This is a genomic window from Pseudomonas sp. 1L-E-NC-VB-C3, from assembly GCF_057291535.1.
Window position 1 is genome coordinate 44670 of sequence record NZ_JBXAWD010000022.1, and the last position, 11120, is coordinate 55789.

The 11120-nt window shown below is 61.3% G+C and carries 8 protein-coding genes and 1 pseudogene; all 9 read left to right on the forward strand.

Features of this window, described 5'->3' with window-relative positions:
- Positions 1 to 187: 187 nt before the first annotated feature.
- The 9 genes and pseudogenes from gap to AC0Z5Z_RS25675 all read left to right on the forward strand — a co-directional run bounded on the left by gap (position 188) and on the right by AC0Z5Z_RS25675 (position 10818).
- Positions 188 to 1189 carry a type I glyceraldehyde-3-phosphate dehydrogenase gene (gene gap / locus AC0Z5Z_RS25635; RefSeq protein WP_016773526.1) on the forward strand — a complete coding sequence of 334 codons (1002 nt, stop codon included), beginning with the start codon at positions 188 to 190 and terminating at the stop codon, positions 1187 to 1189.
- A 199-nt stretch (positions 1190 to 1388) separates the two neighbouring features.
- Positions 1389 to 1916 (forward strand): RNA polymerase sigma factor, encoded by a 528-nt coding sequence (locus AC0Z5Z_RS25640; RefSeq protein ID WP_041479774.1) that lies wholly within the window; start codon positions 1389 to 1391, stop codon positions 1914 to 1916.
- Positions 1917 to 2017: 101 nt separating this feature from the next.
- The gene (locus tag AC0Z5Z_RS25645) at positions 2018 to 2983 is read left to right on the forward strand and encodes a FecR family protein (protein ID WP_056787954.1); all 966 of its coding nucleotides are present in this window, start codon (positions 2018 to 2020) and stop codon (positions 2981 to 2983) included.
- A gap of 122 nt (positions 2984 to 3105) precedes the next feature.
- Positions 3106 to 5691 (forward strand): TonB-dependent receptor, encoded by a 2586-nt coding sequence (locus tag AC0Z5Z_RS25650; protein WP_485611807.1) that lies wholly within the window; start codon positions 3106 to 3108, stop codon positions 5689 to 5691.
- A 109-nt stretch (positions 5692 to 5800) separates the two neighbouring features.
- Complete coding sequence (locus AC0Z5Z_RS25655) at positions 5801 to 6397, forward strand: biliverdin-producing heme oxygenase (RefSeq protein WP_485611808.1); 597 nt, start codon at positions 5801 to 5803, stop codon at positions 6395 to 6397.
- 162 nt (positions 6398 to 6559) lie between these two features.
- Complete coding sequence (locus tag AC0Z5Z_RS25660) at positions 6560 to 6970, forward strand: YbaN family protein (protein WP_150637489.1); 411 nt, start codon at positions 6560 to 6562, stop codon at positions 6968 to 6970.
- A 441-nt stretch (positions 6971 to 7411) separates the two neighbouring features.
- A pseudogene (locus tag AC0Z5Z_RS25665) lies at positions 7412 to 8419 on the forward strand (methyl-accepting chemotaxis protein); the annotation flags it as partial.
- 102 nt (positions 8420 to 8521) lie between these two features.
- A complete protein-coding gene (locus AC0Z5Z_RS25670; protein WP_371699605.1) occupies positions 8522 to 9277 on the forward strand; it encodes a methyl-accepting chemotaxis protein in 756 nt (251 codons plus the stop codon).
- A gap of 191 nt (positions 9278 to 9468) precedes the next feature.
- On the forward strand, positions 9469 to 10818 hold the full coding sequence (locus AC0Z5Z_RS25675; protein WP_485611809.1) for a CoA transferase: 1350 nt from the start codon (positions 9469 to 9471) through the stop codon (positions 10816 to 10818).
- Positions 10819 to 11120: the final 302 nt, after the last annotated feature.

Genomic DNA, 11120 nt, shown 5'->3' on the forward strand with positions numbered 1-11120 from the left:
TGATTGTCTATGCTGATCAAACGCCGTTGTTGTTGGAATGACAGACGGCTTTTTTGACCATTCGGACCAGTTGATTCAGGTCACTCGTTGTAGATAAAACAAAATATTGCCACTAAAAAGGCTTGTTTTCTATTTTTATGCGAATAATCTTGTAATTCCAACAACAAAACGACGGCGGCGCTGTTCCATGACTCTTCGAATCGCAATCAATGGTTTTGGCCGCATCGGCCGTAATGTCCTGCGCGCACTGTATACCCAAGGCTATCGTCAAGACCTGCAGATCGTCGCGATCAACGATCTGGGTGACAGTTCGATCAATGCCCATCTGCTCAAATACGACACCGTTCACGGCACTTTCGACGCCGAAGTGGCGCACGATAACGAAAGCCTGACGGTCAATGGCGACCGCATCGCGGTCAGCGCCATTCGCAACCCGGCCGACCTGCCCTGGGCCGCAGAAAAAATCGACGTAGTGTTCGAATGCACCGGTCTGTTCACCGACCGTGCCAAAGCCGCCGCGCATATCAGCGCCGGCGCCCGCAAGGTGATCATTTCTGCCCCTGCCAAGGGCGCCGACGCCACCGTCGTTTATGGCGTCAACCACGACATTCTGCGTCAGTCGCACCAGATCATTTCCAACGCTTCGTGCACCACCAACTGCCTCGCGCCAGTGGCGCAGGTGCTGCATCGTGAGCTGGGCATCGAGAGCGGCCTGATGACCACCATCCACGCCTACACCAACGACCAGAACCTCACCGACGTCTATCACAGCGACCCGTACCGCGCCCGCTCGGCCACGCAGAACATGATTCCGAGCAAGACCGGCGCAGCCGAAGCGGTAGGCCTGGTGCTGCCGGAACTGGCGGGCAAACTGACCGGCATGGCTGTGCGCGTACCGGTGATCAATGTGTCGCTGGTCGACCTCACCGTGCAACTGAAGAAAGAAGCCAGTGCCGACGAAGTCAACGCCCTGCTGAAAGCGGCGAGCCAGCATTCGAAGATTCTCGGTTACAACACCTTGCCGCTGGTTTCCAGCGACTTCAACCACAACCCGCTGTCGTCGATCTTCGACGCCAACCACACCAAAGTCAGCGGCAAGTTGCTGAAAGTGCTGGCCTGGTACGACAACGAATGGGGCTTCTCCAACCGCATGCTGGATAACTGCCTGGCGTTGTGTAACGCCGAATAATCCCGGCCGGTCCCCAATCCCTGTGGGAGCGAGCCTGCTCGCGAAAGCTGTCTGTCAGTCGATATGGAATTGACTGACACGACGCCTTCGCGAGCAGGCTCGCTCCCACAGGAGATCCGATTTCAATTCGAAATCAGCACTTGACCATCTAGCTAGATGATAAGCATTATCATTCGCTCGAAATGGATCAGGTCCTCCCGTGAGTCAATCGCGCTTCAACCACGTCTTCCTCGCCCAGCGCACTTCCCTGCTGCGCACGCTGGAACGGATGGTCAACAATCACAGCACCGCTGAAGACCTGTTGCAGGAGACCTACCTGCGCGTCACCCGAGCGTTGAGCGAACGGGCCATCGATCACCTTGAACCCTTTGTCTTCCAGACCGCGCGCAATCTGGCGCTGGACCATTTGCGTGCGCGCAAGATTCATGCGCGGACCATGGTCGACGACGTGCCGCAAGATGTCGTGCAGAGCATCGCCGCGCCGGCCAGCAGCGCCGAAGACGCCGCCCACGCCGAACAACTGCTGGAGCGTTTGAACGTGAGCCTCAGCCAACTCAGCCCGCGCCAGCAACAGATCTTCATCCTCAGCCGCCTGCACGGGCACAGTTATCAGGAAATCGCCAATGAACTGAACGTGTCGCTGAGCACCGTGCAGAAAGAACTGAAACTGATCATGTCGATCTGCATCGGTGTTGCCGAACGACATAACGGCAGCGGCAAGCTTTGAGCTGCAAGCTACAAGTAAAAACAAAAAGCGGTAACGCATCCGGCTTGCAGCTTGCAGCTTGAAGCTAGAAACTGCTTCGCCAGAAGCCCTGAGGAACCACCGTGACGGACACCCACCGCTCGCCTTCGCCCGATTCGGCGCGGGACGCTGCAGCTGCAATGGACCAGGCGCTGGACTGGCTCATCGTGCTCGGCAGCCCGGATGAGGAACAGACCCGGCAATTTCATGCCTGGCTGGCGGCTGATCCGTTGAATGCCGAGGCGTTCGCCAAGGCCCAGGCCATCTGGGAAGGCCCGCAAGTCGCACTGTGCGCCGAGGCTCTGGCGACAAAACCGGTAAAAATCACCTTCCTCAAACGCTTGCGCCCACACTGGAAACCGCTGGCCACCGCTGCGGTGCTGATCCTTGGGCTGTTCAGTTTCAGTAATTTGCCGATGCGCATTCAAGCGGATCACCTGACCGTGGTCGGCGAGCGTCAGCGACTGCAACTGGAGGACGGCTCGAAGGTCCTGCTCAATACCAACTCGGCGTTTTCCAGCACCATCAATGACCAGCAGCGTGTGGCTCGTTTGTTTCAGGGCGAGGCGTTTTTCGAGATCGCCAGCGGGCGCAATCAGCCGCTGGAGATCGACGCAGGCCCGGTAACGGCCAGCGTCCACGACACCGCATTCGCCGTGCGCTACCTCGACGGGGTCGCGCAAGTGAATGTGCAACGTGGCGATGTCGATCTGCGCGCCACCCACAACGATGCCCGGGTGCGCCTGCGTGCCGGGGAAAGCATTCGCATCGGCCCCAACGGTTTTGATCGCCCGGCCAAGCTCGACGCCAATGCCGATCTGGCCTGGGTTGAAGGCCGTCTGGTGTTCGAGAACTGCCCGCTGAATCAGGTGCTGGCCGAGCTGCGCCGCTACTACCCGGGCTGGATCATCAACAACAACGAGCACCTGGCCGACGTCGCCGTCACCGGCAATTACCGTCTCGACCAGCCGCTCGACGTGGTCCGCTCCCTCGCCCACATCACCTCGGCGCGCCTGCAGGAATTCCCGGCGCTGGTGATCCTTAACTGAATGAGAATTATTTTTACTCGATAGCCAGCGACAGTACGTCTCGTTATAGCCAATGCAATTGATTCGCATCTAACCATGCCGATCAGCACCTATAAAGATTCGTGCGACACGGAGCGCTATCGATGTCCTCACGCCTTACCCGCCAGACTTCCTCCCCTTCCCGCGTGCTGTCGCTGCTGACTGCGGCCATTCTCATGGCCGGCACCGCGCCGCTGCTCGCCGCCGCCGAGCAACCGACACGCAACATGGGCGATTACGCCTTCGCCATCGGCCAGCAACCGCTGGTTTCGGCACTGAATGCCTTCACCGCCGTGACCGGTTGGCAGGTCGGCTTGCCGGCAGAGTTGGGGCAGAACGTTTCGTCGCCGGGCGTGCGCGGTTCGCTGCCGCCGGAGAAAGCCCTCGAGCGCTTGTTGGTGGGGACCAACCTGAGCTTTCGCAAGCTGAGCAACAACAATGTCGTGCTGGAAAAACGCAACAGCAGCGGCACGCTCAATCTCGATCAGGTGACCATCAGCGCCACTCGCCAGGAACAGTCGGTCAACAGCGTGCCCTCGACGGTCAGCGTGCAGGACCGCCAAGCGCTTGACCGCAACAACGTCAACACCATCAAGGATCTGGTGCGCTACGAACCGGGCGTTTCCGTTGGCGGTGCCGGTCAGCGCGGCGGCATCAGTGGCTACAACATTCGCGGTATCGACGGCGACCGCATCCTGACTCAAGTCGATGGCGTGGAGATCCCCAACGGCTTCTTCAACGGCCCCTACGCCAAGAGCCAGCGCAACTACGTCGACCCGGAAATCGTCAAGCGTGTGGAAATTCTGCGCGGCCCGGCCTCGGTGCTGTACGGCAGCAACGCCATCGGCGGCGCGGTCAGCTATTACACGCTGGACGCCGACGACATCATCAAACCGGGCAAGGATGTCGGCGCGCGTCTGAAAAGCGGTTACAGCTCCGCCGACGACAGCTGGCTGAAATCCGCCACCGTCGCTGGCCGCAGTGGTGAGTTCGACGGTCTGCTGCATTACAGCCAACGCGACGGTCATGAAACCGAATCCTTTGGCAGCCACAACGGCACCGGTCTGGAACGCACCGCCGCCAACCCGGAAGACGTGCGCGCAACCAACGTTCTGGCCAAGCTCGGCTGGAATTACAACGACGATTCGCGTCTGGGCCTGACCTACGAAAAGTACAAGGACGATCGCGACACCGACCAGAAAAGTGCCTACGGCGGCCCGTACTTCAATGGCGCGCCGACCATTCCGAGCAGCGTCCTGCCCGGCGGCATGTACCAGTGGCGCACCGGTAACGACACCATCACCCGCGAGCGTTTCGGCATCGAACACGCGTTCGCCCTCGGCAGCCTGCTGGTCGATAACGTCAAGTGGAGCCTCAATCACCAGATCGCCAAGACCGACCAGAGCACCGAAGAGTTGTACTACCCGATCACCCGTAAAGTGCAGCGTACCCGCGACACGATCTACGAAGAAAAACAGTGGGTGTTCGACGCGCAACTGGACAAGGCTTTCGCCATCGGTGACACCGATCACCTGCTGACTTACGGCACCACGATCAAACAGCAGAAAGTCACCGGCTCACGCAGCGGCGACGGCACCTGTGTAGCCGTCGGTCGCGGCTGCACGGCGATTGGCGCGACGAGTCCGGCGGACGTACTGGCCAAGGCCTCTGATTTCCCCGATCCGACCATCAACACCTACAGCCTGTTTGCTCAGGATCAGATCAGCTGGAACGACTGGACCTTCCTGCCGGGCCTGCGCTACGACTACACCCAGCTCAAGCCGCACATCACCGAGGAATTCCTCAACACCGTGAATGCCGACGGCCAGGGCACGGTCAGCGACAAGAACAAGACCTGGCACAAAGTCTCGCCGAAATTCGGCCTGACCTACGCGTTGACGGAAAACTACACCTGGTACGGCCAGTACGCCGAAGGCTTCCGCACGCCCACGGCAAAATCGCTGTACGGGCGTTTCGAGAACAACACGACCGGCTACACCGTAGCGCCCAACTCCGACCTCGAGCCGGAAAAGAGCAAAGGCTTCGAAACCGGCCTGCGCGGGAATTTCGAGCAGGGTTCGTTCGACGTCGCGGTGTTCTATAACAAGTACCGCGACTTCATCAACGAGGACGCGGTCAAGCCGGGCGACGATCAGTTGACCTTCCAGAGCAACAACATCAAGCGCGCCACCATCAAGGGTGCGGAAGTCAAAGGTCGCTTGAACCTGGATGCGTTCGGCGCGCCGCAAGGCCTGTATACCCAAGGCTCGATCGCCTACGCCTACGGTCGCAACAACGACAGCGGCGAGCCGATCAACAGCGTCAATCCGCTCACCGGCGTGTTCGGTCTCGGTTACGACCAGGACACCTATGGCGGTTTGCTGAGCTGGACCGTGGTGAAGAAAAAGGACCGCGTCGACGACAGCAATTTCAAATCGCCGGACGGCGTCAGCAGTCAGTTCAAGACCCCGGGCTTCGGCATTCTCGATCTGGCCGGCTATTACAAGGTGACCGACGACGTCACCGTCAGCGGCGGCGTCTACAACCTGACCGACAAGAAATACTGGCTATGGGATGACGTGCGCGGTTACGACAGCGTCGGCGAAGCGTCGGTGACGCAACCGGCCAACCTTGATCGGCTGACCCAACCGGGGCGCAACTTCGCGATCAACCTGATCTGGGACATCTGATCCGCCCGGCCTCACTGCGCGAGTTCTCGCCGCGCAGTGAGGTTTTTTTACTGTCCGGCGCCCGCCCGTACGTCTTGTTATCAAGCGCCTCATTTATCAAGGACACCCCATGACTACCCCGGAAAAAGCCCTGCGTTCGCAACGCCTGAACCAGATCACCCATGAGCCGCACAGCAAACTCGATGCCCTGGTCAAAGCCCACGCACCATTCGAAACCCGCGCCAGCTTCGCCCGTTTCGTCGTTGCGCAATACCTGTTCCAGGCGGAACTGGTCGAGCTGTACAACGATGCCGAACTGACCGCGATCGTCCCGGATCTGCCAGCCCGTTGCCGCGCCGAAGCGGCCAGGGCTGACCTCGCCGACCTCGACACCGAAGTCCCGGCGCCGGTGGCCGGCGCGCTGAAAAACCCGAGCAAGGCGCGGGCGCTGGGCTGGATCTTCGTGTCGGAGGGTTCCAAGCTCGGCGCGGCGTTCCTGATCAAGCGCGCGGTGGCGCTCGATCTGAGCGAAACCTTTGGCGCCCGGCATTTGGCTGAACCGCAAGGTGGCCGCGCCGAGGGCTGGAAAAGCTTTGTGCGCACCCTCGATGCGTTGCCGTTCACGGCAGAGGAAGAGGCGGAAGTTGAGCAAGGTGCGCTGGATGCATTCAACCGCTTCACCGTGCTGCTGGAACGGGCTTATGCCATAGAAGCCGAAGTGGCCTGAAGCAACTCTTATCACTTGTGGGAGCGAGCCTGCTCGCGAAGACGGCAGCACATTCAACATCAATGTGCCTGATCAACCGCTTTCGCGAGCAGGCTCGCTCCCACAGAGCTCACCACAAATCTGTAAGATCCCCGTTCCGCTTCAGAAGCCGCCGCTGAGCCCATGCCCGCACCCGCCCCATCAAAACTCGCCCGTCTGCTGTTCGGCGTGCTGGCCTATGTCAGCCTCGGCATTGGCCTGATCGCCATCGTCGTGCCCGGCCTGCCGACCACCGAGTTCATCCTCCTTGCCGCGTGGGCCGCGACCCGCAGTTCGCCGCGCTTGAGTGCGTGGCTGGAAAATCATCGCCTGTTCGGGCCGATCCTCAGTAACTGGCGCAACGGCAGGGTGATCGCGCGCAAGGCCAAGATCAGCGCCACCGTCAGCATGCTGCTGTGCGCCACTTTGATGCTGGTACTGCTTGATCACGGCTGGCCGATCTATCTGGCGATTGCCGGCATGGCCATGGGCAACCTGTGGATCTGGTCGCGCCCGGAGACGCCCGTCGCGGTAGTGAAACATCCCTGCAATTAAAGCCTTTTCAGCACTTTCCCCTGCGCAAACGTTTAGCAGCGACCGTCCGTCGGCGAGCGCCTCATGCCGTTTCGTGCGACGCCGATGAGGATTGAATGGCGCTGAATGGATTTGGCAAACCGGGCTTCAGGCCCAGCCACCTGTTTATTCCATTCGCGAGATCGCCCCATGTTCGACTCTCTTTCCATTCGCCTGAAAATCGTCCTGCTCTCCGGCCTGTGCCTGCTCGGAGTGGTGGTGCTGATTGTCAGCATGAACATCTACCAGACCAACCAGAACGACGCGCTGGTCAGTCAATCCAGCAACCAGTTGCTCACCGCCAGCGTGCAGAACCTGCTGCAGGCCAAGGCCGCCGAGCAAGCGGTGCGGGTGCAGAAAACCTTTGGTGAAAGCCTGCTCGTGGTCACCGCCCTCGCCGACCAGATCAAGGATCTGCGGACGATGGCGGCCAAGCGTTCGCTCGAAGCCGGCGCTGTTCGTGAAGAGTTGAACCAGAGCCTGAAAACCGCTTTCGAGCGCAACGATAAAGTCCTCGGTATCTGGCTGGCCTTCGAACCCAACGGCCTCGACGGCAAGGACAGCGAATTCGCCAACGATGCCGCGCGGCAGTCCAACGAAGCCGGGCGCTTCGCCTCGTACTGGAGCCGTGCCGCCGGCGCCGCGCTGAATACGATCATGGTCGAGGACGACTTGACCAAGACCACCCTCAGCGTCAGCGGCACGCCGTACAACAGTTGGTACACCTGCCCTCGCGACAACAAACGCACCTGCCTGCTTGACCCGTATGCCGACACGGTCGGTGGCAAGGAAATGCTCATGACGACCATTTCCGTGCCGCTGCTGGTGGATGGCAAAGCGATCGGCGTGGTTGGTGTCGACATTGCGCTCGACGCCCTGCAAGCCGCCGCCGTCGACTCGCAGCGCAGCCTGTTCAACAACGCCGGGCACATGCTGATCGTCTCCGGCAGCGGCGTACTGGCGGCCGACAGTGCCGACGCGACGCGAGTGGGCAAAAAAATCAGCGACACCCTCGGCGCTGACGGCAAGGATGTATTGCAACTGGTCGGCAGCGGCACGGCAAAAATTCTCCAACAGGGCGAGCTGATTCGCGCGGTTTACCCGGTCGACCCGATCGGCAATTCGCGGGCCTGGGGCGTGGTCATCGACCTGCCCGAGCACGTGCTGCTGGCCGACTCGGTGAAACTGCAAGCGGTGCTGGATGACGCGCAACAAACCGGCGTCATCACTGCCCTGCTGGTGGCGGGCGTGGCCGGTCTGGTCGGCCTCCTGCTGATCTGGCTCACCGCCTCCGGCGTCACCCGTCCGATCAACAGCGTCGCCGACATGCTGAAGAACATTGCCAGCGGCGAAGGCGATCTGACCCAGCGCCTGAACTACAGCAAGAAAGACGAACTGGGCGAACTGGTGAACTGGTTCAACCGCTTCCTCGACAAGCTTCAGCCGACCATCGCGCAGATCAAACAGAGCATCACCGAAGCCCGTGGCACGGCTGATCAGTCGTCGGAAATTGCCCGCCAGACCAGCGAAGGCATGCAGGTGCAGTTCCGCGAAATCGATCAGGTCGCCACCGCCTCCAACGAAATGAGCGCCACCGCGCACGACGTCGCCAACAGTGCCTCGAACGCGGCCAACGCCGCCAAGGGTGCCGATCAGTCGGCGAAGGACGGTATGGCGATCATCGAGCGCAGCACCCGCGACATCAATCAGTTGGCCGATGAAGTCAGCAAAGCGGTGACCGAAGTCGAAGCGCTGGCGGTCAACAGCGAGCAGATCGGCTCGGTGCTGGAAGTGATCCGCAGCATCGCCGAACAGACCAACCTGCTGGCCCTCAACGCTGCTATCGAAGCCGCCCGCGCTGGCGAAAGCGGTCGCGGTTTTGCCGTGGTCGCCGACGAGGTGCGCAACCTCGCCAAGCGCACGCAGGATTCGGTGGAGGAAATCCGCATCGTCATCGAGCGCATCCAGACCGGTACCCGTGGCGTGGTCGCGACCATGCACTCGAGCCAGACCCAGGCGCACAACAACGCCGGGCAGATTCGTCAGGCCGTTGATGCGCTGGGCAAGATCAGCGACGCGGTGACGGTGATCAGCGACATGAACCTGCAGATCGCCAGTGCCGCCGAAGAACAGAGTGCCGTGGCCGAAGAGGTCAACCGCAACGTCTCGGCGATTCGCACCGTGACCGAAACCCTGACCGAGCAGGCCACCGAGTCGGCGGCGATCAGCAGCCAGCTCAACAGCCTGGCGAGCCAGCAGATGAAATTGATGGATCAGTTCCGCGTGTAACGGCCCAGCATAAATCCCTGTGGGAGCGAGCCTGCTCGCGAAGCGGTCGTCATATCCAACATCCGTGTTGACTGACACGACGCCTTCGCGAGCAGGCTCGCTCCCACTGGGGAAACGGGTTCACATCCTGGTTTCATCTAAACCGCGATTCTTTTGCACTATCATCGCCCTCTCGTTCCGGAGGGCCTTCGATGACTGATCTGCTCACGTCCATCCAAACCGCACTCGGCCTGCCTCGCACGCCCATCCCCTTCAACGGTGAAGGCGCGTTGCCCTCGGCGTTCGCAGTCACTGAACTGGCCTGCGCCAGCATCGCCGTTGCCGGGCAAGCGCTCAGCGAATTGCTTCACCAGCAAACCGGGCACTTGCCTGCGGTTGCAGTCGACCGGCGCCTGGCCTCGTTCTGGTTCTCCACCTCGCTTCGCCCGATCGGCTGGCAGGTGCCGCCCTTATGGGACGCGATCGCCGGCGACTATGCGACCCGGGACGGCTGGATCCGTCTGCACACCAACGCTCCGCATCACCGCGCCGCCGCTGAACGCGTGCTCGGTGCCTGCGCCGACCGCGCCGCAATGGCGGCAAAAGTCGCGCAATGGGACAGTGCGGATCTGGAACAAGCAGTGGTCGACGCCAACGGCTGCGCCGCCGAGATGCGCAGTTGGGCGCAGTGGCAGCAGCATCCGCAGGGGCTGGCGGTGAATGCCGAAGCGCTGGTGCAATTCAGCGAGCAGACGGACGAGAAACGCACCGCCTGGCAAGGCTCGATCGCACGACCGCTGGCCGGGATCAAGGTGCTCGACCTGACCCGCGTCCTCGCCGGTCCCAGCGCCAGCCGCTTTCTCGCCGGGCTCGGCGCAAACGTGCTGCGCATCGATCCACCGAGCTGGAACGAACCCGGCGTCGTTCCGGAAATGACTGTCGGCAAGCGCTGTGCGCGGCTGGATCTGCAAGTGCCAGCGGATCGCGCAGTGTTCGAAGGTTTATTGCAAGACGCCGACATCTTGCTCCACGGCTATCGCGCCGATGCGCTGGAACATCTGGGGTTTGGTATTGAACGCCGAAGGCAACTGGCACCGGGGCTGATCGACGTCTGCCTCAATGCCTACGGCTGGAGCGGCCCCTGGCAGAACCGCCGGGGCTTCGACAGCCTGGTGCAGATGAGCAGCGGCATTGCCGAGGCCGGACAGCATTGGAGGCACAGCGATAAACCGACGCCGCTGCCGGTGCAGGCGCTGGATCATGCGACCGGGTATCTGATGGCGGCGAGTGCGATCAGATTGCTGACTGAACGACTGGCCAGCGGTCGCGGGGGTTCGGCGCGGTTGTCGCTGGCACGGACGGCGAAGCTGTTGCTTGAGCATGGGCCGGGAACGCATGACCCGCTGCGGGCCGAAGACGCGCTGGATCAGGATCCGGCGATTGAACACACCGCGTGGGGACCGGCGCGGAGGTTGCGCGTGCCGCTGCAGATCAGCGGGACGGCGGTGCGGTGGAATTGGCCGGCGACGGAGTTGGGCTCGCATCCTCCGTGTTGGCCATGAGAAGCCCCTCACCCTAGCCCTCTCCCAGAGGGAGAGGGGACTGATTGGGGGATATTGGAGAGTTACGCCGACGTGAAAGATTTTCGTCGAATCCATAATCAACTCGATCGCTCAGGTCGATGTATAGCGCCAGACACCTCGGTCGGTCCCCTCTCCCAGAGGGAGAGGGGACTGATTGGGGGATATTGGAGAGTTACGCCGACGTGAAAGATTTTCGTCGAATCCATAATCAACTCGATCGCTCAGGTCGACGTATAGCGCCAGACACCTCGGTCGGTCCCCTCTCCCAGAGGGAGAGGGGA

Bases quoted from the DNA above. Each gene is read 5' to 3' on its own strand.
- AC0Z5Z_RS25670 (WP_371699605.1), top strand. From the start codon at position 8,522: ATGCAGGTGCAGTTCCGCGAAATCGATCAGGTCGCCACCGCCTCCAAC.
- AC0Z5Z_RS25660 (WP_150637489.1), top strand. From the start codon at position 6,560: ATGCCCGCACCCGCCCCATCAAAACTCGCCCGTCTGCTGTTCGGCGTG.
- AC0Z5Z_RS25650 (WP_485611807.1), top strand. From the start codon at position 3,106: ATGTCCTCACGCCTTACCCGCCAGACTTCCTCCCCTTCCCGCGTGCTG.
- AC0Z5Z_RS25675 (WP_485611809.1), top strand. From the start codon at position 9,469: ATGACTGATCTGCTCACGTCCATCCAAACCGCACTCGGCCTGCCTCGC.
- AC0Z5Z_RS25655 (WP_485611808.1), top strand. From the start codon at position 5,801: ATGACTACCCCGGAAAAAGCCCTGCGTTCGCAACGCCTGAACCAGATC.
- gap (WP_016773526.1), top strand. From the start codon at position 188: ATGACTCTTCGAATCGCAATCAATGGTTTTGGCCGCATCGGCCGTAAT.